Source organism: Aquimarina aggregata (assembly GCF_001632745.1).
Classification (GTDB): Bacteria; Bacteroidota; Bacteroidia; order Flavobacteriales; family Flavobacteriaceae; genus Aquimarina; species Aquimarina aggregata.
In genome coordinates this window covers 87,252-113,351 of record NZ_LQRT01000058.1, presented here as the reverse complement: position 1 = coordinate 113,351, position 26,100 = coordinate 87,252, and the positions used below count along the sequence as shown (strand labels likewise).

The window sequence follows — 26,100 nt, the reverse complement described above, 5'->3', positions numbered from 1 at the left end:
TAACAAAAAAACAAATGAACTAAATTTTAATACTCCTTTTTTTAAGAAGTTATAGGCTATTTAGTTCGATATGTAATCGTTATTATTCTATTATTGACGGTCTACTTCAATAGAATTAGACAAATCGAATGTTCCTGTAATTTCTGCAACAGTTGCTGCTGTAGTAATATTTGAATCATTTTCGTAACGTGCATACCATATAAAACATTTTCCTACTCCTGCAGCATTAAAATCTACGCCTTCTACCATAGCAAGAGATCCTGGTCGTCCTAGTATCGCACCTGCCTCATCAGTAATTACCCAAGTACTATTAGTACCAAAAGCATTTGTAGCATCTAATGTTATACCAGAAACAAAATCAGCAGTTGCATCTACTGTAAAAGTAAAAGGTCCCCCAGAAATTTTCCCTGCATTAACCACTTGATTACGAACAACAGTTATAGGGTTTGAAAGATCAAACATACCTCCAACATTATTAGCATTCATTCCCATTTCTAATCCGGTTACCGTTCCGTTATAACGTGCATACCAAATTAAACATGTACCTACTCCTGCGTCATCAAAATTAACGCCTTCTACAGCTTGTAATGTAGGTGGTAATCCTAAAATCAAACCTTGATCATCAGTAACAATCCAAGTACTATTATCACCAAAGGCATTAGTAGCATCTTGAGTAATTCCGCTAACCATATCAGCTTCACCATCAACATCAAATGCAAATGGTCCACCAGTAATTTTACCAGCATTAACCACCTGATTACGTACTACTGTAATTGCATTTGAAAGGTCAAACATACCTGTAACATCATTTGCATTCATCCCCATTTCTAACCCAGTTACGGTTCCATTATAACGTGCATACCAGATTAGACATGTACCTGCCCCTGCATCATCAAAATTAACACCTTCTAAAGCTTCTAATGTAGGCGGTAATCCTAGAATTAAGCCTTGAGCATCAGTAACAATCCACGTACTGTTATCTCCAAAGGCATTTGCATTATTCAGTGTAATTCCAGTTACCATATCGGCTTCACCATCCACATCAAATTCGAATGGTCCACCAACAATAGTACCTGCATTAACTACTTGATTACGCACCACTGTTATTGAGTTTGAAAGATCAAACATGCCTTCAACATTATTGGCATTCATCCCCATTTCTAACCCTGTTACAGTTCCATTATAACGTGCATACCAGATTAAACATGTACCAGCTCCGGCTTCATCAAAATTAACACCCTCTAAGGCTTGTAAAGTAGGTGGTAATCCTAGAATTAAACCTTGATCATCGGTAACAATCCAAGTACTATTATCACCAACAGCATTACTACCATCTAAAGTAATACCTGTTACCATATCAGCTTCACCATCCACGTCAAACGTAAACGGTCCGCCAACAATTGTACCCGCATTAACTGCGATTGGATTATCATCATCGTCACTACAAGAGACGGCAACAAAACCTATTGCCAGTGCCCCAATAATTAATTTTTTAAACATTGCTTTTGTTTTATGATTATTAGATCATAAAAATATCAACATTTGGTTTTTTAAAATGTTAGCTATCTAACACTAGGCAACAATTTTTAATCGAATCTCTTTACGATTAAAATCTAGGATTTTGGATTCTTTTAACTCATTAAGAATTATGTTTAATGTAGGTCTTGAAGTACCTATCAAATTGGCTATATCTTTCTGCGTATAAGGATGTTCTATAACCATATCCCCTGTATCTGGACAGCAATGCCCGTAATCTTCTTTAAGTTCGTTCAAAAATTCTAATAACCTTGTTTTTGTATCCTTAAAAAGGAGTAATTGTAGCCTTCTTTCTAAGCGTTTAAAACGCATACCTATAAATTTATAGATTCTAAGACTAAAGGATTGATTGTCTCTCATCAAACCATGCATCGTTTCTACCCCAATAGGACAAATAGAAGTCGTATTATCAACAGATTGGGCAAATTCTGTTCTTTTATTTACACCAAGTATGGCTTTTTCCCCAAAAATCTCTCCTTTGGTCAATATTGCTTTAACAACTTCATGACCATCTTCTGCGCAATACCCTATTTTCACTTTCCCCTTTTCTATAAGGTAAACTTTGTTGGCAGAATCCTCTTCAAAATAGATATAATCGTTTTTACGATACGCATCAAAATCGTGATCTTTTTTATACCTTTTAAATTTATGAGGGCATAAAACCTTAAAGAGATTTGCATCCTCAAAAAACCAGATTGCACTCATGATGTTTGTGTTTTAAACTGTTAGCTTAGACTAAGGAGTCGTAAATTCATATAATTACTTACTAAAAAAAAGTAAATAGTTTATAATTCTTAAGTGAACTTTAACGAAATACCTTCTTTTATAATACAACAACCTAAACTCTATATACCCTAGTTATTTTTTTAAAACACAAAAAACTCTCTGAAATTATAATTTCAGAGAGTTTTTTATTTTAATATTAAAAACTTGTGTTCTAAATATTTTTAGACATTCTGTTTTTTGATCAAGTTTAATGCTGACCCTTCATTATACCATTCAATCTGCGAAGCATTATATGTATGATTTAATAAGACTGTATCTTTTGTCCCATCAGCATGTACAACTTCTAAGGTAAGTTGTTTCCCGGGCGCAAACTGATTCAGATCTATAAAATTAAACGTATCATCCTCTTGTATTAGATCATAATCACTCTCATTTGCAAACGTTAAACCGAGCATTCCTTGCTTTTTAAGATTCGTTTCATGAATACGTGCAAATGATTTTACAATAACAGCTGCTACACCTAAATGCCTTGGCTCCATTGCTGCATGTTCTCTAGAAGAACCTTCTCCATAATTATGATCACCTACAACAATAGTTTTAATACCTTCTGCCTTATAAATTCTAGCTGTATCGGGCACACCACCATACTCCCCTGTTAATTGATTTTTAACAAAGTTTGTTTTCTTACCAAAAGCATTAACAGCTCCTATCAAACAGTTATTAGAAATATTATCTAAATGACCTCTATAACGTAACCAAGGACCCGCCATTGAAATATGATCGGTAGTGCATTTACCAAAAGCTTTAATTAATAATTTAGCTCCTGTTATTTCGTTACCAATTGGATCAAAAGGGGTTAATAACTGTAACCTTTCAGAAGTAGGACTTACTTTTACCTCTACCGCGCTTCCATCCTCTACAGGTTCTAAATAGCCATTGTCTTTCACTTCAAAACCTTTTGGAGGCAATTCCCATCCAGTAGGCTCATCAAACATAACCTCTTCTCCGTTTTCGTTTATCAACTTATCTGTTAATGGATTAAAATCCAATCGCCCAGCTACAGCAATAGCCGCTGTTAATTCTGGAGAAGCCACAAATGCATGTGTGTTAGGATTACCATCTGCACGTTTAGCAAAGTTTCTATTAAAAGAATGAACAATACTATTTTTTGGTGCGTTTTTCGGATCACTATATCTTGCCCATTGTCCAATACAAGGACCACAAGCATTGGTAAATATTTTTGCATCTAGTTTTTCGAATATCCCAAGAATACCATCTCTATCTGCTGTATATCTTACTTGTTCAGAACCTGGATTAATTCCTAATTCTGCCTTCATTTTTAAACCTTTATCTAGAGCTTGTTGCGCTATCGAAGAAGCCCTTGATAGGTCTTCATATGAAGAGTTGGTACAAGAACCTATTAATCCCCATTCTACTTGAATTGGCCAATCATTAGCTTTTGCTTTTTCTGTCATAGCACTACCAACTTCTGTTGATAAATCTGGAGTAAAAGGCCCATTTAATAATGGTCCTAATTCTGATAAATTAATTTCAATTACCTGATCAAAATATTGTTCTGGGTTTGCATATACCTCTGGATCTGCAGTTAAATATTCTTTAACTTGGTTTGCTGCATCTGCTACATCTGCTCTTTCTGTTGCTCGTAGGTAGCGTTCCATAGACTCATCATATCCAAATGTAGATGTAGTAGCACCAATTTCTGCTCCCATATTACAAATTGTACCTTTACCTGTGCATGACATTGCTGTTGCTCCTGGTCCAAAATACTCTACAATTGCACCTGTTCCTCCTTTTACCGTTAGAATCTCTGCTACTTTTAAAATTACATCTTTTGGTGCTGTCCAGCCCGATAATTTACCTGTTAATTTTACGCCTATTAATTTAGGGAATTTTAATTCCCAAGCCATTCCTGCCATAACATCAACGGCATCAGCTCCACCAACACCAATAGCTACCATTCCTAAACCACCTGCATTTACAGTGTGTGAGTCTGTACCAATCATCATTCCTCCAGGAAACGCGTAGTTTTCTAATACTACCTGGTGAATTATACCCGCTCCAGGTTTCCAGAATCCAATACCATACTTATCAGATACTGACTCTAAAAAATTGAATACCTCACTACTAGTATCATTAGCTCTTTTTAAATCTGTAGAAGCTCCTTCTTTTGCCTGAATTAAATGATCACAATGTACAGTTGTAGGTACGGCAACTTTATTTTTTCCTGCCTGCATGAATTGTAATAATGCCATTTGTGCTGTCGCATCTTGACAAGCAATACGATCAGGGGCAAAATCAACATAATCTTTTCCTCTAGTAAATGCAGTATTTGCCTTTCCATCCCAAAGGTGCGAATACAAAATTTTCTCTGCTAGTGTTAAAGGTTTACCTGTAATTTCACGCGCTGTATTAACACGATCAGCTACTTGACTGTAGACCTTTTTTATCATATCGATATCGAATGCCATATGCTATTAATTTTAAGTATTCCAAGATACGAAATATACAATGACTATGAAAAAGATAAAACGAATATAGAATGATTATAAAAAAAGAGTTTATCTCTCTAAAAATCAAGATATATTAAATCAAAATGATTAAGAAAACTAAAAATAACACTTATCAAAACCATAGAAAAAGCCTTAGTACAATACTAAGGCTTCTACACTATACTAGTCAACCAAATTTAGGACGACTTAAATATTTAATTATATAACTAATTCTTTTTGAGAAGGTTTGAATTTAGTTAAGACAATACCATCGACAGCAGCTTCATATTCTTCCATAGTAGGAGTTCTACCTAATATTGTAGATAGCACTACTACAGGAGTAGATGACAATAAAGATTCGCCTTTTTTCTCTCCTGAATCCTTTACCACTCGCCCCTGAAATAAACGAGTTGAAGTAGCCATTACCGTATCTCCTGGTTCTGCTTTTTCTTGATTCCCCATACATAAGTTACAACCAGGACGCTCTAAGTATAACATATTTTCATACTTTGTACGCGCTAAGCCTTTAGGCGCACTATCATCAAATTCAAAACCAGAATATTTCACTAAAACATCCCAATCTCCTTCTGCTTTTAGCTCATCAACAATATTATATGTTGGAGGAGCTACAACTAAAGGAGCATTAAACTTAACTTCACCTTGTTGTGCTTCAATGTTCTTTAACATTTGAGCCAAAATTTTCATATCTCCTTTATGAATCATACAAGATCCTACAAATCCTAAATCAACTTTCTTAGTTCCACCATAAAAAGATAATGGTTGGATATTGTCGTGTGTATAACGCTTAGATACATCTTCATTATTTACATCTGGATCGGCAATCATAGGCTCGACAATCTTGTCTAAATCAATAACAACTTCAGCATAGTACTTAGCATCTGCATCTGGTTTTAATGCCGATTTAGTTCCTGTTTTAATTTCATTGATTCGATTATTCGCTTTATCAACAAGTCCTTTAAGATCTTGCTTAGGGTTATCCATACCCTTATCAATCATAATTTGAATACGATCTCTAGAAATTTCTAATGATTCGATTAGGGTATCATCTTCAGAAATACAGATAGATGCTTTTGCTTTCATTTCAGCAGTCCAGTCTGTAAATGTAAATGCTTGATCAGAAGTTAATGTTCCAATATGCACTTCTATAATTTTTCCTTGGAAAACATTTTCACCTTCAAACTGATTTAACATCTGCTCTTGAGTAGCGTGAACGACATCACGGAAATCCATATAAGGTTTCATTTCCCCTTTAAAAGTAACTTTTACTGATTCTGGAATTGGCATAGTTGCTTCACCAGTAGCTAATGCTAAGGCAACTGTTCCCGAATCGGCACCGAAAGCAACTCCTTTTGCCATACGTGTATGTGAATCTCCACCAATAATTACATCCCAATCATCAACAGCAATATCATTTAATACCTTGTGTATTACATCGGTCATTGCGTGGTACTTATTTTTAGGGTCACGTGCTGTAACTAATCCGAAATCATTCATAAACTTCATTAATCTAGGAATGTTAGCCTTAGACTTGTCATCCCAAACAGAAGCTGTATGACATCCCGATTGATATCCAGTATCGACAATTGGAGAAATGACTGTAGCAGCCATCATTTCTAATTCTTGAGAAGTCATTAACCCTGTAGTATCTTGAGAACCTACAATATTTACTTCAACACGAACATTAGAACCTGCATGTAATGTTTTACCAGGTGTAGTTCCTACTGCATTTTTATTAAATATTTTTTCAACAGCTGTTAATCCTTGTCCTTCAATAGAAATTTCTTTTGAAGTAGCATATACTTGAGGAATAGCTATTCCTAATATTTTACAAGCTATGGTTTGTAGTTTTTTACCAAAAACAACCGCATAAGAACCTCCAGCTTTTATAAACTCCATTTTTTGTGGAGTTAGTGCTGTAGAAATATCTTTTAATTCTTTATCGCCGTTATATAATTTTTTGGTCTTTGTATTAATGGTTAAAACAGTACCAGTAGCTACAGAATATACTTCTTTTAAAATCGGCTCACCGTCTTCATCTACAATCGTGTTTCCATTAGCATCTTTTTGTTTCACCCAGTTTTTTAAATCAATACCAATACCACCAGTTACTCCAACTGTAGTTAAGAAAATTGGAGCAATACCATTAGTACCTGCGATTACTGGAGCAATATTAATAAATGGCACATATGGACTAGAGGAAATCCCTGTCCATAAAGCTACATTATTTACACCAGACATTCTTGAAGAACCAACTCCCATAGTTCCTTTCTCTGCTACTAACATTACACGTTTATCTGGGTGTTGTTCTTTTAAAGCAAATAGCTCTTGTTGCATTTCTTTATTATGCTCAAACATACATTGACCATGTAATTCACGATCTGATCTAGAATGTGCATCTGCTCCAGGGGATAATAAATCTGTAGAGATATCACCTACACCAGCTACATATGTTACAATTTCTATTTCTTCATCAATTTCTGGTAAAGCAGTAAAAAACTCGGCCTTAGCATAACTTTCTAATAATTCTTTAGCAATGGCATTACCCGCTTTGTATGCTTTTTCTAAACGCTCAGTATCTGCTTCATATAAGAAAACTTGTGTTTTTAAAACTTTAGCAGCTTCTTGAGATACAGTAGTATCATTTCCTAATGCTAAGTCTAGTAATACATCTACTGAAGGACCACCTTTCATATGAGACAATTGCTCAAGTGCAAAAGTTGGTGTTATTTCTTCAACAATAAACTCACCAAGAATAATTTCTTTTAAAAATTTAGCTTTAACACCAGCAGCACTTGTAGTACCAGGTAAAACATTATAAATAAAAAAGTTAAGAGAATCTTCTCGGTGTTGGTTATCATTATCTTTAATTTGCGAAATAATTTCGCTCAATAACTCAGCACCATCAATTGGTTTAGGGTGTAACCCTTGAGATTTTCTTTCTTCGATCTCCTTGATATAATCGTTGTAAGTGTTCATATAGTAAATAATAGAATTCTTTAAATATTGAAGTACTACGTATATTAGCACTCAAATTTCTTTTTTTGTCTGCATAAACTACAACAACTCTTTTTGCATCGTTGTATCATGAAAAACTATACGATATGTAGCTTAATAAGCATAGTCCTTACACCTTATGCGCATTTTAATTTGTTTTCACTTTTCAAAAGTGTCAAAACAATTTTCAGTTTATAAACATAGCATATTACCACTGCTATTTTGCATATAACATTTACTGTTTTGCATTTAGCATAAGTCTTTTTATCATATTGATAACGAATGCCAAATACTTTGAATTTTAAAATTGAAAAGTTGCACAAAAATACGAATTTTAAGGGGTTTTATTAAATGAATACCTGTAATACTATCTTTTTGCATTTTTCAAAAGAATAGGGTATCCATTTCTATAAATTCATAAAATCAAGTTATTAATTCTACAAAATCATTAAAAATAAACACAAGAAAATAACAACTAGAAATTTTGATTTACGAAAACGTTATAGTAAAGTTTAAAAAAACGAATAAAAACCTTTTAATTATGCATAAAAAAAGTGAAATCAAATGATTTCACTTTTACTTGTTGGATATCCAATATCAGATTCTAGTTTTCTCGCTTATGCTCTTTCTTTTTTTTATGCTTCTTTCTATGCAAGCCTTCATATTTTGTAAGCTGCTCTTCAGTAAGCGTTTTTTTAAACTTTTCCTTTTCTTCTTTAAGAATTGCCTTATGACTTTTCCTCATTTCCTTTTGCTCATTACTAAACGTTTCTGAAAGAGATTTTTTCTTATCACGTTTTGAAAGGTTTTCATCATTAGCAATATCCAATTGAGCTTTAGTAAAAGATGCTTTCATTTTCTTTTTATGCTCTTTTTTAAGCTGTTTCTGAAAATCTAATTGTTTTTTCTGATCTGCAGAGAGACTTTGTATAAATTCTTTCTTTAAATCTTTACGTTTTACGTGCGCTTTATCTGATTGTGCTGATATTGAAGTTATCCCTATACACAAGATCAATAAGGAAGTCAAAATATTTTTCATATTACTATATGTTTATAATCATTATTAGTAATAATAAGACTACAAAAAAGGAAAAAGGTTTAATTGGGATGTTTAAAAAATGGACACTACGAAAAGCGGGAATCAAAAAAGATCATTAATCACATCTTCTACACTAACTCCTTCGGCTTCTGCCTTGTAATTCTTTATAATACGATGACGTAATATACCTGTAGCTACCGCTTGTACATCTTCGATATCTGGTGAAAATTTCCCTTTAATCGCTGCATTAGCCTTGGCTGCCAAAATAAGATTTTGAGAAGCCCTAGGACCAGCTCCCCAATCGATATAGTTTTTAACCAAATGTGTGGCAGTATCTCCAAAAGGTCTTGTTTTACCAACAATGCCTACAGCATACTCTATCACATTATCAGCAACAGGAATACGGCGAATTAAATGTTGAAAATCGATAATTTCTTTGGGAGTGAATAATGGGTTTATTGTTTTAGTTGTATCTCCTGTAGTGCTTTTAACAACTTCTACTTCTTCTTCAAAACTTGGATACTTTAGTTCTATCGCGAACATAAACCTGTCCAGTTGTGCTTCAGGAAGTGGATATGTACCTTCTTGCTCTATCGGGTTCTGTGTAGCCAGAACAAAGTATGGCAAATCTAGTTTATAGTGATGTCCTGCAACTGTAACAGCACGTTCTTGCATAGCCTCAAGTAAGGCTGCTTGAGTTTTTGGTGGCGTTCTATTAATTTCATCGGCCAGAATAATATTAGAAAAAATAGGACCTTTTATAAATTTAAAATGTCTTGTCTCATCTAATATCTCACTCCCCAGAATATCACTAGGCATAAGATCTGGTGTAAACTGAATACGTTTAAAGTCCAATCCTAATGCTTGAGAAATAGTATTCACCATTAAGGTTTTAGCTAAACCAGGAACACCTATTAATAAAGCATGACCCCCTGAAAAAACAGAAATCAGGATTTGATCGATAACTTCTTCTTGCCCAATAATTACTTTGGAAATTTCTTTTTTAAGTTCGGAATGTTTTTTTACTAGTCTTTGTACAGCTGCTACGTCGTCTGACATACTATTTTTCTTTTTTTAACCAGTTACCACTATAAGTACAGTCTCTATAATCACCATTAACTTTTACATAAGTATCCATTATCTTTTCACCCTGCCATTTTCTAATCGCTTCAATTTGTTTCTTTCTAAGCGCTAATTCTTGTATTTTAAGATAATCCTGAGAATAGTCTGCTATATGCTCATCATACCTCTTAAGCACTGTAATTAGCTTAAACTTTTTTCGGCCTTGGCGATCTTGATCTGGTATTACTAATGAAACGTCATTAGTTTTTAGTTTAGACACTTGATCATACAATATAGGGTCAATTTTGGTAAGTTCAAAATGAGTATCTCCCGTAGTTGGATTAAGTAGCTGTCCTCCATCCTCTCGGGTTTCTTTTTCGTCACTAAATTGTCTTGCTGCTTCTTTAAAATCTATACTTCCAGAAGTAATACTTGTTCTTAGTGAATCAATTAATTTTTTTGCTTTTTCTACACTTGTTCTTGTAACTTCAGGAACTAAAAGTATATGTCTAACATCTATTTCTTCTCCTCGAATTTTATCAACTTTAACGATATGCCAACCAAAATCTGTTTTAAATGGTTCGCTTACTTCTTCTTCTTGTAAACTAAATGCAACATCTTTAAATTCTTTTGCAAAGTTAGTTTGGCGATCTAATGTATATTTTCCTCCTGTTGATTTTGATCCAGGATCTTGTGAATACAACACGGCTTTCGTAGCAAAACTACTTCCGTTTTCTACAATATCCTCTCTAAATTGATTTAGTCTATCAACTACTTCTTGTTCTTCTTTATCAGAAATTTGAGGCTCTATAACAATCTGTGCAAGCTCAACTTCAGTTCCAAAAAGTGGTCGTTCTGCTTCTGGAATTTCATCAAAAAACTCTCGAATTTCTTCAGGAGTGATTTCAATATCTTCTATGATTTTAGTCCTCATACGTTCTGACAATCTATTGGTTTTATTGATTTCAAAAAGCTCACTCTTAAAATCCTCAAGATTATCTTTCTTGTAAAGTCTTAATACCTTATCTATTGTACCCAGTTCATTAAGCATATAACTTAATTGTTGGTCTACCATAGAATTAACTTCTGCATCCCGAATAATAATACTATCCTGAATTGCATGATGTGCATACAATTTATTTTCAAACAAACTTCCTGCAAGTTCACAACGACTTACATCATTAGCAGAAACACCTTCACTTACTAATTGTTTATATGCAATATCAATATCGCTATCTAATATTACGTTTTCTCCAATTACTGCTGCTACTCCATCAATTTTAGTTCTTTGAAATTGCTTTACAGGTTCTTTGGTTGTAATTGAATCTGAATTAGCAGAAATTGTATCAGTAACAGCTTCTTCAATTATTTCTTGAGCATATAGTTTAGTATTGATGCTCGCAGTGAATACTACTGCACAAAGGGTAATTTTAATTGTATACTTCAAATTGTTTGTTCTCAACTGCATCTCTAGTAATATCTTTTTCTATTTTTTTTATCAACTCCAGCTTTCTCTTATTTAATATAATTTGTCTTATTGTGGGTTTGATATATTGTAAAGGCGCTTTTTCTTTCCTATTTAAAACATCTTTTATCTTTACCATATATACCCCAGTAGAGTCTCTAAGCTGCACATATTTCCCTGATCTTAACAATTTAGATTTCTCTTGTTTTTTAAGAATAGGAATTTTATTTAAAACCTGATCTAGCTGTATCCAGATAGAATCATTTAACGAATATGCTATAAACTCACTTTCTTTTAACTTCAGTTCGTCTATATCTTCTTCTTTAAAACGATTTAATTGTCGTTGCGTTGCAACAATATTTTTATAATCAGATGGCAAATGTAAGTAACGTAACTTTACCAACTCCTCATTAAGATTAAAATTTTCTAAATTTTGCTTATAATACGACTCTAAATCCTGTTCTGTAACCTCCATATTGATAGATTTATCAATCACAGCATTTTTATATGCATTAATATAAAGAGTACTTTGATAATTTTGAACTAGCTCATCAAACTCTTTCAATTCGTTTTGAGTTAAGTTCCTCTTGGCTTGGTCTATAAAAAGCTGACGGGTTGCCCAAGTATTTATGTAATTCTTAACGATGTGAACACTATCTTCTTTGGACGAGTTTTGAGGCAATATTTTTTCAACATCTTCCTTGTACAGGTATGTATCATTTACTCTAGCCACAGCTTCTTTTTTAATTTGTTCTCCAAATTTTTTACAAGAAACTATCGCTATACAAAACATTATAAATATTACAAACCTCATTTATTTAAGCAATTCTTTTTTAATTTTCTTTAAAGCTTTTTGATTTACCTTTACTGCATACTTATCTTTAAGTTCATCTAACCATTTACGCTCTATATCTTCCTGAAAATTATTAATTAATTCTCCTTTTGTTTCTTCAAACGTTTTAACTCTTGAAGGTAGTACTTCTTTAACCAAAATCAAAGTTGCAAAATTATCCTCTTGTAATAAGGTTATATTATCTTCTTGGGCTTTAAAATTCTTTGGCAATTTATCTTCTCCTTTTATCAACTCTTCTTCAGAAAAAAGCACTAAAACAATATCTCCTTTATTAACTTCTTTCTTTATTTCTTCAACAGCAACTTTCTTTTCTAATAGTTTTTTTACTTTTTCTAGTGCTTCACGTTTTGACGACGATGCTCTTAAAACTTTGTAGGTTTCATTTTGAACATATTCATCTTTATGCTCCTCATAATACTTTTTAAGACCAATTGTATCGGTTTTTGAAGCATTCCATATTTTGGATTCCATAAGATCAAAAAGTAATAATCCGTCACGATACTCATTAATTACGTTAGCATAGTCTTGATTATCATTTTCTAAATGTTCTTCATAATATTTGAGTAAGGTAGTTGATTCATATTTAGCATACATCTTTTCTATAAAAATAGATTTATCACTGTAACTTTGACTTACTCTAGCATTCTCTTTTAGGAATTCTCCAAAATCACCATAGGTATACGGCTGATCCTTTATACGAAATAATTCTTTTTTAAAGCCTTCATTTTTAGACACATCCCAACCTTCAAAATTCATAGAATCAGGAATTGCCTCTTTAAAAAAACTAACCGCCTTAGTATTAAACGTAACTTGATATTTTTCTTTTAACGAATTGATAAAAGATTCTGTTACCAATTTTGATCTGCTATCTTTTTTTACTCTGTTTGTTAGTTCATTTTTTTGTTCTTCGAATGATTTAGGAGCATGTTTTTCAATTAATTTAATAATATGCCAACCATATTTTGTTTCTAATGGTTCTGATAATTCTCCTTTTTTCTGAAGAGCAAAAGCCGTTTTCTCAAACTTCTCTGAATTTAAGATCCCTTGTCCAAAACGTCTAATTTTACCTCCTTGAACCGCTGTACTTGGATCATCACTATATTGTTTTGCTAGTGACTCAAAAGAAACTCCTTGATCGAGCTGTTGATTAATTTCTTTAATTCTTTGCTCTGCTTCTTGCGATGTTCTTTTATCGTTTATCGCAATCATAATATGTGCTACAGACACCTCTCCTAATTTCTTTTCTCGTTTGTTTACTTTAACAATATGATAGCCAAACTGAGTTCTAAAAGGATTAGAAACCTCTCCAACTTTTGTTTTATAAGCTGCATCTTCAAATGGGTAAACCATTCTAAATGTTGAAAACCATCCTAAAAGTCCATTGTTTTTGGCTACAGAAGGATCCTCACTATATGCATTTGCTACTGCAGCAAATTCTTCACCATTTTTAATTTTTTCTTTTGCCTCTAAAATTTTCTGATACGCTTGTAATGTATCTTTTGCAGATGCATTAGGCTTTACCATCACCAGAATATGACTTGCATTTATTCTTTCCTGAGAACGATCATATGCTTCTTTTATCAATGCTTCAGAGGTTCTTGTATCGGTGAGATAACTAGATGATAGTTGTTTCTTATATCCCTCTAATTCCTTTAAATAAGAATCTTTTTTGTCTAGACCAAGGGTTTGAGCTTCTCTAAGTTTTAATTTATAATTAATAAACAAATCAAGATATTCATCTACATCCTTTTGAGAATCATCTGTTACTAAATCTATATTTTTAAGATAGATTCTTTTAAACTCTGATATAGGAATTTGCGAATTATCAATTGATAATAATACTTCTTCTTTTTGTTGTGCATTTGCCAACCCAAGAAAAATAAATCCGAATAGAAATACTAATGATTTTGTGCGCATAATTGTTTTCTAATGAAGCCCTAATCGGACAAAAATAATAATATTAAGATGTTTTACAAGCTAGTTTTTTAACGAAGGGAAATCTTCAATAGTATTCATCCCTAAAATTTTTATGACCAATGCATATTATATATGTAATTCTACATTACAAACGATGGCTTAAATTATGAAATACGCTTTAGACATTGAAACAAAATCACCTAAAAATGAAACAGTTAAAACCCCGGTAAACTAAAACAACTTAAAACACTAATATAAAACCTTAGTTAGCATTAAACTCTTAAATAACGAAAAAGACAAACCTAATGCAATTTCAAAATAAATTTATGAGATGTGGAAAAAGAAATCGAAATGATCGAAACAATTACATTTTTGATACTCTGACTTGATTGCAACGTATTTTTAACACTAGCAACATTAACATAAAGAAAACTCTTCTGGAAAAACCCTATGGCAATATAGAATAAACAAGTATAAAGAAATTTAAATTTAATAGTTTTATCATAAGCATAGTTTTCTTATTACTCAATCCTATTAAATAACACCTAATATTACGATTGACTTTAAAACATTTATTGAAAAAAGAAACGATGTTTAAAATGTTATAAACTAATACAAATATGATTCAAATTCTCACAAGCAAACTTCTTACTCCTAAATACGAACGGGACATTCATGATTTATTCAAACAATTAAGTCCGGACAAAAAACAAAACTCGATAAAGGCATTATTATCAGATCCTAATAATTCGCTTATTTTTGCATGCTACTTTACTGAAAACAAAATAACAGGTATTGCTTCAATGTGCACATATAAGGTAATTTCTGGATATAAAGGCTGGATTGAAGATGTCGTAGTAGATACTAATAACAGAGGCTTGGGAATAGGCAAAAAAATAATTACAGCACTTATAAATTATGGCAAAGAATTAGAACTTTCAGAAATTTATTTATTTACCGAAGAGGAAAAAAAAGCGGCCATACATTTATACGAGCAACTGGATTTCAAACAAAAGCACAGTAGACTCTATAATCTAAAACTGAAATAAGATTTAATAGCAATGGAAAGAAAACTAAAATTAATATGGGATTTTAAAGGTCCTACTGCAAGTAAAACCGCACAACATCACGAGAAACATCTTAAAGAATATATTTTGTTAGAAAAATTATCTCTTCATATAACAGGATATTTAGATATAAATGAAATGCATAGTATTGCCTATATGATTGTAACAGATTCTGAAATGAAACCAACTCGAGATGCCCTTAAACCTCATCGAGGACAACTATATGAAGAATAAATTTTCAAAAATATCAGTATTGGTATGGATATTGAGCTAGACCTTATATATTTGCAAAAGTTTAAAAACCAGTAACCAAAAAATTGTAATGAAAAAAATAATTTTATCAATATTAGTACTTGTCGTTAGTTTACAATTAAACGCACAATCTAAAACAGGAACAATAGACACCGAATTCATCCTGTCTAAAATGCCAGAGCTTACAAAAGTTCAGGAGGATCTTAAAGGGTACAACAAAAAATTAGAAGATCAATTAAAAGTAAAAGTTGAAGAGTATCAGGCTAAGGTGAAAGAATACCAGGAAAACGTAGCGACATTCACTGAGCCTATGAAAAAAACAAAGCAAGAAGGAATCATTAAGTTAGAGGACGACATTGCAAAGTTTCGCCAAAATGCTTCTCAATTAGTACAATTAGAACAAAATAAACTACTTCAACCCCTTTATCAAAAAATAGGTAAAGCGTTAGAAGAGATCGCTAAAGCTGAAAAATACACTCAGGTTTTCACTATTTCTAGTAGTGGTTTAGCTTATGTTGATCCAAATTTTGATCTTACAAAAAAAGTAACTACTAAGTTAGGTATAAAAATAGAAGAAGGTAAATAAACACCTTATCATTCTAGATAATTAAAAAAGCAATCATACAAAATATGATTGCTTTTTTAATTATATCATTTTATTATTCATCTATTCTATCGTCTACTATAATTTGGCGCTTCTTTTGTAATCGTTACATCATGAGGGTGACTTTCGTTTATACCACTAGCTGTAATTTTTACAAATTTACCATTATCTTGTAGAGCTTTAATATCTTTAGCTCCGCAGTATCCCATTCCTGCTCTTATACCACCTATAAATTGATGGATACTTTCTATTAAGTCACCTTTATAAGCTACTCTACCTACAATTCCTTCTGGAACAAGTTTTTTAATATCGTCTTCAACATCTTGAAAATAGCGATCTTTTGAACCTTTTTTCATAGCTTCGACAGATCCCATTCCTCTATAGGTTTTGTATTTTCTCCCTTCATAGATAACCGTTTCGCCAGGGGATTCTTTTGTACCTGCCAAAAGAGACCCTAACATTACTGTATCCGCTCCAGCAGCAATTGCTTTTGGTATATCTCCAGTATATCTAATTCCTCCGTCAGCGATAACCGGAACTCCTGATCCTTTAATCGCATTAGCAACTTCTAAAACAGCAGAGAATTGTGGAAATCCAACACCTGCCACTACTCTTGTTGTACATATAGATCCTGGTCCTATTCCTACTTTTACAGCATCTGCTCCTGCTTCAACTAAGTATTTAGCTGCATCGGCAGTTGCTATATTACCCACTACAACTTCTAATTCTGGAAATTTTGCCTTTACCTCTTTTAATACAGTAACAACTCCTTTAGTATGACCATGTGCAGTATCAATCACAACAGCATCGACTCCCGCTTGCACTAGTGCCTCTGCTCTATCAACGGCATCACCAGTCACTCCTAATGCAGCAGCTACTCTTAAACGTCCTAGACTATCTTTATTAGCCATAGGCTTTAAGGTTAATTTAGTAATATCCCTGAAAGTAATTAAACCAACCAAAGTATTATCCTTATCAACTACGGGTAATTTTTCTATTTTATTATCTTGAAGAATTACTTCTGCTTGTTGTAATGATGTTCCCTCTCCTACAGTAACAAGGTTTTCGCTTGTCATAACTTCAGATATTGGGCGATCATCATTTTTCTCAAAACGCAGATCTCTATTGGTTACTATACCGATTAATTTATGATGATCATCAACTATCGGAATTCCTCCAATGCTATGTTCTCTCATATTATTTTTAGCATCTATAACTTTTGCATCTCTAGGTAATGTTACAGGATCTATGATCATACCACTTTCTGCACGTTTTACCTTACGTACTTTAATTGCTTGTTCTTCGATCGTCATATTTTTATGCAAAACTCCAATACCGCCTTCTTGCGCCATTGCAATTGCCATTCGACTTTCTGTAACGGTATCCATTGCAGCCGAAACGATAGGTACGTTAAGGGTTATATTTCTTGTAAATTTTGCCTGTATACTTACTTCTCTAGGAAGTACTTCAGAAAATGCGGGAACTAAAAGTACGTCGTCATAAGTAAGACCTTCTCCGACTATTTTGGAATCATGTGCTGTCATTGCAATTAAAATTTAATTGCGTGTAAATGTACGTCTTTTTTAAAGAATATAATGATGTAAACCTTTTATTTTAATCATCAAAATGTACTTATACTATTATTCATTACATCGTACCAAATTTTCATACTACCATGTTATGGTTTTAACATAAAATTAATCGATTAAAAACATATAAAATCGTTAAAAAACACAATTATTGATCAAAATCATATTTTTTAACATATTTTTAGTATAATTATTTTATCTTTCAATTCATTAGAGTTAAAAACTTCTCAAACCCCCAAAAATATATTATCTATGAGAACGATCCTATGCCTGTTATTATTATGCTTTTATGTTAATGCTACTCATTCTCAATTTACTGACTCTTATCCTATTGATAAAGAGTTTAGCTTCAAAAAAACTGAAAAGAGAGAATTTACCTATAAAAAAAACCTATTTACCAAAAGAATAATTCCCGTTGCTCTTATTAGCGCAGGTTTTTTACTTTCTACAAGTGATTTCGAAAAATCACTACAACAAGACTTAAGAGATGTAGTTGGAAATGATTTTAATACCAAACTAGACGATTATACACGATATGCTCCTGTAGTGCAATTATATGCGGCAGACATACTTGGCGCACAATCAAAAAGTCATTGGTTTGATCAAACAAAATACCTAGTTCTATCATCGCTAATAAGTAATGGAACCTCTACCCTACTAAAGAAACGAATTCATAAAGAAAGACCTGGCAGTTATGAGTCTACACATGCTAATTCTTTTCCTTCTGGCCATACCACTACCGCATTTACTACAGCTACTGTATTATATGAAGAATATATTGACACCAATCCTATATTAGCCTATAGTGGTTATGCTTTTGCTATCGCCACAGGTAGTTTAAGAATGGCAAATAACGCTCATTATCTCTCTGATGTATTAGTAGGTGCTGGTATTGGTATATTATCTACTAGGCTTGTGTACCACTTTAATTATCTTATTGATTGGAATCCATTTAAAAAGACCAGTGGAATTGCATTTACTCCACAATATACAGGAGATGGAATAGGTTTTTATTTCACTAAAGTGTTTTAAAAATATATCTGAGCATATCGTATAAATCATTAACTAAATAGTCATATTTCCTGCCTAGGGGGAAATCTACCCTATACGAATCCGTGTTTTACCTCTACCACAAAACTTGTATGAATAGTACCTTTGAAAAAGGGAAAAAAATTAAACTCACACTCAAAAACATCAAGTAATGGTTATTTCAAACAAGATAGAAAGTTATAGTATACAAATAGTCAGTAATTATTCTGGTGGTGGTGGATATCAAATGGGATTCGTTTACCTATATGGAGAAGACCTAAACTACCTTGGATATTTAGGTATTATTAAAGATGGGCAATCATTGCCTCAAAATAAATTACATTCTAATGGTGTCATGAATATTTATTTTCATGAAAATGAGTTACAAACAATTCTTGATACTTTACGCAATGAATTAGAAGTTACACTAGAATTTAATTCAAGCTCTAAGTGGGCTTCTCTTAGTACCAATAAACAACTTGCAGGCAAAGGGGAATTGGCCGCATAAAATCAAAAAAACTGAAAAGACATTTGTTATTGTCTCTCAAATTATTACATGGGCCAGCTGGAAACGAGAGGTATAAAAAATTAATTGTGAAAAATGTAATTGGGTTCACAATCCGGCAATAGTGGAAGTGTATTAAATCAGTAATAACAAAGGTCTTTTCAGGTATTTGATAAATTCACCATTAAATACGATCGTTTTTATCAGAACACAATTTATTCAAAACAAGATCAATACGTTCTTCAACGGTTGTGTCGCCTTCGATTTTTAAAATTTGGCATTCTAACTTTTCCAGCCATCGCATATGAACATTAAGGCTTCTTCCTTCAAAAATTGGATTATCGTACTGTTGCGCCCATTTCAAAAATGCTTTAGAGTTCTTACGAATATCTTCGTTATCTTCTAATAACTCACCATATCTTTCTAATTCACGATGTTGTAGTCTACCCATCCTGATCTTTGGCGGTACATACAGAAATATAACTACATCAAATGCCTTTTCCCATTCTTTACCCCAACTAACCATAGAACCACTTACAATAACTGAATCATAAGCCTTGAAATCGTTTAACAACTTAATATTTCTTTCTTGTAAAGGTATTTTTTCTTTAAAAGGTGGATTTGTTTTTTTCCAATAATAATCATCAGCATCCAAATGTTTCCAACCAAATCGCTGCTCTAGTTGGTTGGCTAATGTGGTGGTACCTGAACCCGAAGCTCCAAATATGTGAATTTTCATTGGTATATCAATTTTAAAGCTGTTTCTAAGATATCATTTTTTTTAAATTAATAATATTTGCTTTTGCATATTACTAATTATGATAAAGAATAATTTTCTTTATGTTAGATCAAGTGAAAAAATTTCATACTTATTTAATTTTCAATATATTACAATAGAAATGCAATTATAAACCTATGCTCAGGAGTATACTATTTTTCATGCTATTATATTTAGGCAATGTGCTATATGCGCAGACGAATTCTAAATTTTATGGAGTAAAATCACACTACGGATTTATTATTCCTCATACTCCAGATTTAAAACCTATATCTAAAACCAACCCTTATGGACTTCAATTAGAAATGAGTACATTGCGAACAAGTGATCAAGCTTGGAAGACCTGTTTTTGCTATGGAAGAACTGGTTTTGCATTTACCTATTTTAATTATGCAAATCCAGATGTACTTGGCAGCTCTTACAATTTTATTTACTTCGTTGAACCTTATTTTACTTATCAGAGCTCATTAAAATTTTCGCTAAGAGGATCAATCGGAGGTACGTATTTGGATACAATTTTTGATGAAGAAACAAATCCTGACAATGTACTTTTTAGTACACATTTTAGTTTTTACCTGGCTTTATCACTTAACCTTAATTATCATATTAATAACAACTATGCCCTTAATTTATCTGCTAACTATAACCATATTTCAAACGGAGGGCAGAAACAGCCGAACAAGGGTATGAATTTCCCTACTTTATCCATTGGTGTAGACCGAATCATAAACTATACCCCGTTAAAACCGAAGCCCAGTGAATTAAAACAATACAGTCGCGCATGGAGTTATTACCTTGGGTCGTTTGCAAGTCTTAGATCCTCTGATCGCGAGGCCGAATCTACTAATCACCCATTAATTGGTGGTTTAGGAGGTGCTTTAAAACCTCTTTCTAGAATAAACGGGATTAATTTGGGGATAGAGTTTTGGTATGATTGGTCTGACCTTAAACAGGTAGAGCAACAAAACCTTGATGATTCTTCTTTTTCATCGGCACTTACACTTGGGCATCATTTTCATGTAGGAAATTTTTATTTTTTACAACAATTTGGGATATATGCCACACGTCCTAAAAACATACAAAGTAATTGGTTGTATCAACGATATTCATTTTGGTACCGTATTGCAAACCGATGGGCAATTGGAGCTTCTTTAATTGCATATGGCCGTACAGCTGATCACATGGATGGAAGACTACTTTATATTATCCAGTAGATTAATTTGTTTGCACTATTTTCTACTTCTATTATCTAAGCAACTAATATGATTCAAAATTCTAGGAAATAAAAAAACGGAGTCAGTATATCTCCAACTCCGTTTTTAAAATGGTTTACGTCTCGTTATTAAAAAACAATTATAACGAAGTCGCTAATATACCTTTTTATGGAATACCATAACAAAAATCTTTTAAAATCTATTTTTCAGTTCTTACAAAAACAGCTGTTTAGCCCAGTAATAACAACAAGTTTCGACTTTGGCACGACAATTGAATTAAGTAAGAGAAATAATTTAAAACTTATGGCTTATGAAAACTTTATATACTAAATTTGGAATACATCTTAGACCATTTATTAATTTTTTAAAAGAACTTCCTACTGCATCTAGCTATGCTATTCATAGATAATTCAGTGGCAAGTAATGAACACAAAGCAGTTGTAAAATATAATTTCACAACTGCTTTGCGTTGGTTACATGTATTATAAAATACATGTACGTGTTTAATCTAACTTACCCTCTTCAAGTGTCTTACCGTATAAACAATCTGTAGATAGACCTTTAGAATAACTTGTCTTTGTATCCATATTCATTACTAACTGTACTTTGTTCCTTACTAATATTGCTGCACACTTTTCTTTCCAATGAATACGTATATCTTTTCTTTTCAGATTTTTAATATAACTATATGAATTTGCAAACTGTGCAGGCAATGGATTGCGATGTTTACTAATTTTCTTAAGATCATTCTTTTGTTTAGACGGTGTTACAACAGTACATAAAAAACCATCAAAATCGATTTCTTCTTTATCGGGACTTAACATATATCCCCAGATGCTATAGTCATCTTCTTCGATCATTAATATTCTTCCTGAAATGGGATCTGTAGCTGCAAAAAACAAGTTATTCGAAATCCTATTCGAATCTTTTCTTATTTCTGCAGAAAATAATCCATCAAAGATGGATGATAAAATTGTTTTCATTCTGGGGTATTTTATATATTCTTTTAAACAAATGCAAAGCATAGCTCCAATACGTATTATAGTACTGAATAACAATACCATATATTTACTTAATTTCTACAATAAAGACTTGTGTGAGGTGCTAACATAAGTAATTATTTTAAAAGTAGATTACGGTTTTCCGTTATGGTTTTAGGGTTGTTTTCCCCCTGTCATACACTCTTAGCCCTTATTAAACCACAAAAATAATTCTATAAATAAAGTCTAAAAAAAAATGAAAAAAGTTGAAATTTTAGCATTTTCCAGCAATTTTATCTTTCAAAAACTGCTGTTCTTGTTTAGATTGTGTTAGTTTTATTGCTCTTTCATAATGCTTTATAGAAAGGTTTGTATTTAATAATCGTTTATAGATTTCACCGAGAGTAGCATGATAAACATAATATTTATCTAGCATAGAAGTATTTTTCATTGTTTTTAAAACGATTAATGCCTCTTTAGGTCCTTTATACTCTAAAATCACCAAGCATCTATTTAAAAAAACAATAGGATCATCGGCTATTTCGAGTAACAAATCATAGTACATCAAAATTTCTTTCCAGTTTGTATCTTCATATTGTTGTGCTGCACAATGTTGAAATGCTATAGCCGCTTCTAAATGATATGTTGTAAGATTATTACCAAATGCAGCGTGATTGAGGTATTTTTCACCAGTTTGTATCAATACTTTATCCCATGAAGTTCTATCTTGTTTTGACAGTAAAATTAACTCCCCTTCTCTTGTAATTCTACTATCCAAACGTGCACTATGAAAACACATTAATGCCATTAAAGCATAGACTTCTGGTAATTTTGTTCGCTTGTTAGACAATAATGATTTACAGAGTAACATTGCTTGTCCTATAAGATCTTTACGAATCAATTGATCTGCATGAGTAGAATTATACCCTTCATTAAACAATAAATATATTGCGCTTAATACTGTATGGGTTCTTTCTTCAATTTGCTTGTTAGTCGGGATTTGCAAAGAAATTCTATTTTTTCTAAAATATTCTTTTGTTCGATATAAACGTTTTGAAATTGTGTCTGGACTTGTTAAAAAAGATTTTGCTACTTCTTTGGTACTAAAACCGCAAAGTGATTTTAGAATAAAAGTTATTTGATTTTCTTGGGAAATTTCTGGATGACAACAACCATACATCATACCTAAAAAATCATCTTTGATACCATCTTCATTCCAATAATTATCCATTGTCGTTTCTAAAGTATACCCTGAGGTTAACAATTGCTTTTGTGGATCTGAAAAATCTATAAGTTTGCTGTGTTTATTTCTTCTTATAACATCTATAGCTTTATTTTTTGCAGTACGATATAACCAAGCTCTAGGGTTATCAGGCATCCCGTTATATTTCCAGGTTTCTAGTGCTTTTACTAGAGCATCCTGAACTACATCTTCTGCCATTTCAATATTCTCAGTTCCAAAAATCTTAATCAAAACAGAAACCATCTTTCCAGATTCTTCTCTAAAAAGATGGTTTAGCGTTTGGTCTATGTTATTATTGTTTTCCAATAGTACTACATAGGACTAATTTCACGAACTTCTATACTACAATGATATTCATTACTAGGGCATTCTTTAGCTACCCCTGCAGCGTGTTCTAGTGAATTTGCTTTGATTAATAAATAACCTCCGATTAGCTCTTTTCCTTCAGCTAATGGCCGATCAATGATTTTTTGACCACCATCAATAAGTGTTTTAGCTTCATTCATTAATGGTTGACCACCAACAAGCATATCTTTTTGAGCCAAAGTATCCATCCATTGTTGCCAATCTTGCATGTGTTGTTGCATTTCTTCGGGTGAGTTTTGGTTGTATCTATCTTGTCCACCTCGAATAATAAATAAAAAATCTCTCATTGATTTAATTTTTAAAGATGATTACTCAGGCCAAACTTCACGAACCTCTACAGCTCCGCCTTCCCATTCAAAACCTGGACATCCTTTTGCCATTTCTGTTGCTTCTGATAGTGATTCTGCTTTTACCCTAAGATAACCTCCAACTAATTCTTTACCCTCAGTCATGGGACGATCCATTATCTTACCATTATCTAATACAGTGTTTCCTTTCGATAATAATCGTTCCCCGCTTACAAATTTACCTTGTTCAGCCATTTCCCCGATCCATTTTTCCCAATGCTGCATATGCTCTTGTTGTTCTTCTGGTGATTTTGAATCCCAAACGTCGTTGTCTCCTCTAAAAAGGAACATAAATTCTTTCATGTGATTGTTTTTTAATGGTTTATTTATTTTTTACAATACTATGACGAATCAATTTAAAATATTTGGACATCTATTCAAAAAATAAATAATTCTACAGATAACAACTTACGTAAATTGAGATAAATATCGATCTCTTATTATTTGTATATGGTGTAATTCATGCCCTACTATATGATAGCCCAATGCTCTTACACTTGTATTATTTTCGTTAGCTCTGCCAATTCTTAATAACGCTCGTTCAGAAAACCCTTTAAACAAAGTAATTGTTGCTTTTCTTACTGCTACGTATTCTTCAATTATACTATTTAATGATCTTAAGTGAGCGTCAGAATGCTTGGCATACTCTGTTTCTTCAAATCCAGGAAAACAAGTTTTATCGTTTCTTGCAAAACACAATGCTCTGTACGCATAAATGCGTTCATCATCGATAATATGCACTAACACCTCCTTTAATGTCCATTTATCAGGCCTATACTTAACATCTAAAGACTCCTTGCGCAATTCAGAAATAAACTTCTTTGTAGACTCTAAATTATCTTCAAATTGTCGTATTAGTGTTCCATCTCTTTTTACATAATTCATATACATTTCTGCATATGATGGGTATTCAGTGCTATCAGGAAATGTAATAAGATTATTCATTAGGCATTCATTTATCGATATTGTTCTAAGATTTTGGCATCTACCCAATAAATATCTTTTTTGCTAGTATAGAAAAAATATTTTCCATCTTTAGTCACAAATGGGCATAATTCATGACCTGAAGTATTAATTGGTTCTCCCATATTCTTAGATTTTGTCCAACTTCCATCATCGTTTTTAAAACTGATATATAAATCTCCTCTTCCCAGGCCTTCCTTTCGTGTAGCGCAAAAAATAACATAAGATTCGTCTGATGCAACAAATACATCTGCTTCATATGCTTTTGTATTTATTGCTTCTGGTAATCTTGATGGTTTTTGAAATAAACCATCTTCATTTTTAGAGGCATAAATGTCAAAATCACCATTATTATCTTTTACTGCCTCTTTATTAGAACTAAAATACATTGTTCCTTGTTGCGTAAATGATATATAATACTCATTAGAATTTGTATTTATATTTTTTCCTGCATTTTTAGGTTTTGACCAACCTTCAGGATTTTTTGTTGAATACCAAATATCATAGTCTTTACCATCTCCTACACCGCTTAAGGGCATATTAGATATATAGTATAACCTGTTTTCATCAGGAGACAGAAATGGATCATTAAATCCATAATTCTCATGAACAATTATCGTTTTTGGGGTTATCCAAGAATTCCCATCTAATTTGGTATATCGAATTTCTGATTTACCATTAATATCGACTCCATAAAAAAATTCAGTACCATCTTTTGAAAATACTGAACCAAATTCGTATTCCTTTTGCTTAGATATAATATCAGGTGCAAAAATTTCTGGAGTCGTTGAAGGTGCTTTTTGATTTAAATACACAAGAGATTCTTGAGCGTTGTTTTTTATAGTAAAGGCCATAAATAACAAGAAAACAAATACTAATTTCATTTTGATTTTTTTTATTGATGAATGATAACAACCTAAAGTAGCAAAACATTTTGATCATATTCATAAAAAAAACTTAATCCTTAGGTCATCAGAATAGCACAAACTATTTTTTTTTCTAAAAAGAGGTAGGGTATTTTTTACCTAAAGCGTTATATA

Annotated in this window: 23 protein-coding genes; 6 read left to right on the top strand and 17 right to left on the bottom strand. The window is 32.3% G+C overall.

Features of this window, described 5'->3' with window-relative positions:
• Positions 1 to 90: 90 nt before the first annotated feature.
• The 9 genes from AWE51_RS23860 to AWE51_RS23820 form a co-directional block, all read right to left on the bottom strand.
• Positions 91 to 1,500, bottom strand: coding sequence for a hypothetical protein (locus AWE51_RS23860; RefSeq protein WP_066319269.1), 1,410 nt, complete (start codon positions 1,498 to 1,500; stop codon positions 91 to 93).
• Positions 1,501 to 1,572: 72 nt separating this feature from the next.
• Positions 1,573 to 2,241, bottom strand: coding sequence for a Crp/Fnr family transcriptional regulator (locus AWE51_RS23855; protein WP_066319266.1), 669 nt, complete (start codon positions 2,239 to 2,241; stop codon positions 1,573 to 1,575).
• 242 nt (positions 2,242 to 2,483) lie between these two features.
• Positions 2,484 to 4,751 (bottom strand): aconitate hydratase, encoded by a 2,268-nt coding sequence (locus AWE51_RS23850; RefSeq protein WP_066319264.1) that lies wholly within the window; start codon positions 4,749 to 4,751, stop codon positions 2,484 to 2,486.
• A gap of 240 nt (positions 4,752 to 4,991) precedes the next feature.
• Complete coding sequence (locus AWE51_RS23845) at positions 4,992 to 7,769, bottom strand: bifunctional aconitate hydratase 2/2-methylisocitrate dehydratase (RefSeq protein WP_066319262.1); 2,778 nt, start codon at positions 7,767 to 7,769, stop codon at positions 4,992 to 4,994.
• A gap of 622 nt (positions 7,770 to 8,391) precedes the next feature.
• Positions 8,392 to 8,826 carry a hypothetical protein gene (locus AWE51_RS23840; protein WP_066319261.1) on the bottom strand — a complete coding sequence of 145 codons (435 nt, stop codon included), beginning with the start codon at positions 8,824 to 8,826 and terminating at the stop codon, positions 8,392 to 8,394.
• A 102-nt stretch (positions 8,827 to 8,928) separates the two neighbouring features.
• Complete coding sequence (locus AWE51_RS23835) at positions 8,929 to 9,885, bottom strand: AAA family ATPase (RefSeq protein ID WP_066319259.1); 957 nt, start codon at positions 9,883 to 9,885, stop codon at positions 8,929 to 8,931.
• A gap of 1 nt (position 9,886) precedes the next feature.
• Positions 9,887 to 11,335, bottom strand: coding sequence for a peptidylprolyl isomerase (locus tag AWE51_RS23830; protein WP_394332245.1), 1,449 nt, complete (start codon positions 11,333 to 11,335; stop codon positions 9,887 to 9,889).
• Positions 11,319 to 12,167 carry a hypothetical protein gene (locus tag AWE51_RS23825; RefSeq protein ID WP_066319254.1) on the bottom strand — a complete coding sequence of 283 codons (849 nt, stop codon included), beginning with the start codon at positions 12,165 to 12,167 and terminating at the stop codon, positions 11,319 to 11,321. The genes AWE51_RS23830 and AWE51_RS23825 overlap by 17 nt, the downstream gene beginning before the upstream one ends.
• Positions 12,168 to 14,123 carry a peptidylprolyl isomerase gene (locus AWE51_RS23820; protein WP_066319251.1) on the bottom strand — a complete coding sequence of 652 codons (1,956 nt, stop codon included), beginning with the start codon at positions 14,121 to 14,123 and terminating at the stop codon, positions 12,168 to 12,170.
• A 620-nt stretch (positions 14,124 to 14,743) separates the two neighbouring features.
• Here AWE51_RS23820 and AWE51_RS23815 point away from each other — a divergent pair.
• The 3 genes from AWE51_RS23815 (at position 14,744) to AWE51_RS23805 (ending at position 16,028) form a co-directional block, all read left to right on the top strand.
• Complete coding sequence (locus AWE51_RS23815; RefSeq protein WP_066319249.1) at positions 14,744 to 15,172, top strand: GNAT family N-acetyltransferase; 429 nt, start codon at positions 14,744 to 14,746, stop codon at positions 15,170 to 15,172.
• Positions 15,173 to 15,184: 12 nt separating this feature from the next.
• Complete coding sequence (locus AWE51_RS23810; RefSeq protein WP_066319246.1) at positions 15,185 to 15,424, top strand: hypothetical protein; 240 nt, start codon at positions 15,185 to 15,187, stop codon at positions 15,422 to 15,424.
• Positions 15,425 to 15,512: 88 nt separating this feature from the next.
• Positions 15,513 to 16,028 (top strand): OmpH family outer membrane protein, encoded by a 516-nt coding sequence (locus tag AWE51_RS23805; protein WP_066319245.1) that lies wholly within the window; start codon positions 15,513 to 15,515, stop codon positions 16,026 to 16,028.
• Between the two features lie 86 nt (positions 16,029 to 16,114).
• Here AWE51_RS23805 and guaB read toward each other — a convergent pair whose 3' ends face one another.
• Positions 16,115 to 17,590 (bottom strand): IMP dehydrogenase, encoded by a 1,476-nt coding sequence (gene guaB, locus AWE51_RS23800; protein WP_066319244.1) that lies wholly within the window; start codon positions 17,588 to 17,590, stop codon positions 16,115 to 16,117.
• A gap of 297 nt (positions 17,591 to 17,887) precedes the next feature.
• Between guaB and AWE51_RS23795 the strand changes: the two genes are divergently transcribed.
• Complete coding sequence (locus AWE51_RS23795) at positions 17,888 to 18,667, top strand: phosphatase PAP2 family protein (protein ID WP_082832594.1); 780 nt, start codon at positions 17,888 to 17,890, stop codon at positions 18,665 to 18,667.
• Positions 18,668 to 18,836: 169 nt separating this feature from the next.
• A complete protein-coding gene (locus AWE51_RS23790; RefSeq protein ID WP_066319241.1) occupies positions 18,837 to 19,172 on the top strand; it encodes a hypothetical protein in 336 nt (111 codons plus the stop codon).
• Between the two features lie 181 nt (positions 19,173 to 19,353).
• Here AWE51_RS23790 and AWE51_RS23785 read toward each other — a convergent pair whose 3' ends face one another.
• The gene (locus AWE51_RS23785; RefSeq protein ID WP_066319238.1) at positions 19,354 to 19,908 is read right to left on the bottom strand and encodes an AAA family ATPase; all 555 of its coding nucleotides are present in this window, start codon (positions 19,906 to 19,908) and stop codon (positions 19,354 to 19,356) included.
• A 200-nt stretch (positions 19,909 to 20,108) separates the two neighbouring features.
• Here AWE51_RS23785 and AWE51_RS23780 point away from each other — a divergent pair, with 200 nt between their 5' ends.
• Positions 20,109 to 21,161, top strand: coding sequence for an acyloxyacyl hydrolase (locus AWE51_RS23780; RefSeq protein WP_066319236.1), 1,053 nt, complete (start codon positions 20,109 to 20,111; stop codon positions 21,159 to 21,161).
• 503 nt (positions 21,162 to 21,664) lie between these two features.
• Here AWE51_RS23780 and AWE51_RS23775 read toward each other — a convergent pair.
• The 6 genes from AWE51_RS23775 to AWE51_RS23750 all read right to left on the bottom strand — a co-directional run bounded on the left by AWE51_RS23775 (position 21,665) and on the right by AWE51_RS23750 (position 25,944).
• Complete coding sequence (locus AWE51_RS23775) at positions 21,665 to 22,144, bottom strand: hypothetical protein (RefSeq protein WP_066319235.1); 480 nt, start codon at positions 22,142 to 22,144, stop codon at positions 21,665 to 21,667.
• 271 nt (positions 22,145 to 22,415) lie between these two features.
• Entirely contained in the window at positions 22,416 to 23,690 is a 1,275-nt protein-coding gene (locus AWE51_RS23770) for an RNA polymerase sigma factor (protein ID WP_066319233.1), read from the bottom strand.
• A gap of 5 nt (positions 23,691 to 23,695) precedes the next feature.
• The gene (locus tag AWE51_RS23765; RefSeq protein ID WP_066319231.1) at positions 23,696 to 24,037 is read right to left on the bottom strand and encodes a YciI family protein; all 342 of its coding nucleotides are present in this window, start codon (positions 24,035 to 24,037) and stop codon (positions 23,696 to 23,698) included.
• 21 nt (positions 24,038 to 24,058) lie between these two features.
• Positions 24,059 to 24,400, bottom strand: coding sequence for a YciI family protein (locus AWE51_RS23760; RefSeq protein WP_066319228.1), 342 nt, complete (start codon positions 24,398 to 24,400; stop codon positions 24,059 to 24,061).
• A 105-nt stretch (positions 24,401 to 24,505) separates the two neighbouring features.
• Positions 24,506 to 25,042 (bottom strand): DinB family protein, encoded by a 537-nt coding sequence (locus AWE51_RS23755; RefSeq protein ID WP_066319225.1) that lies wholly within the window; start codon positions 25,040 to 25,042, stop codon positions 24,506 to 24,508.
• An 11-nt stretch (positions 25,043 to 25,053) separates the two neighbouring features.
• Complete coding sequence (locus tag AWE51_RS23750; protein WP_232517447.1) at positions 25,054 to 25,944, bottom strand: hypothetical protein; 891 nt, start codon at positions 25,942 to 25,944, stop codon at positions 25,054 to 25,056.
• Between the last annotated feature and the right edge of the window lie 156 nt (positions 25,945 to 26,100).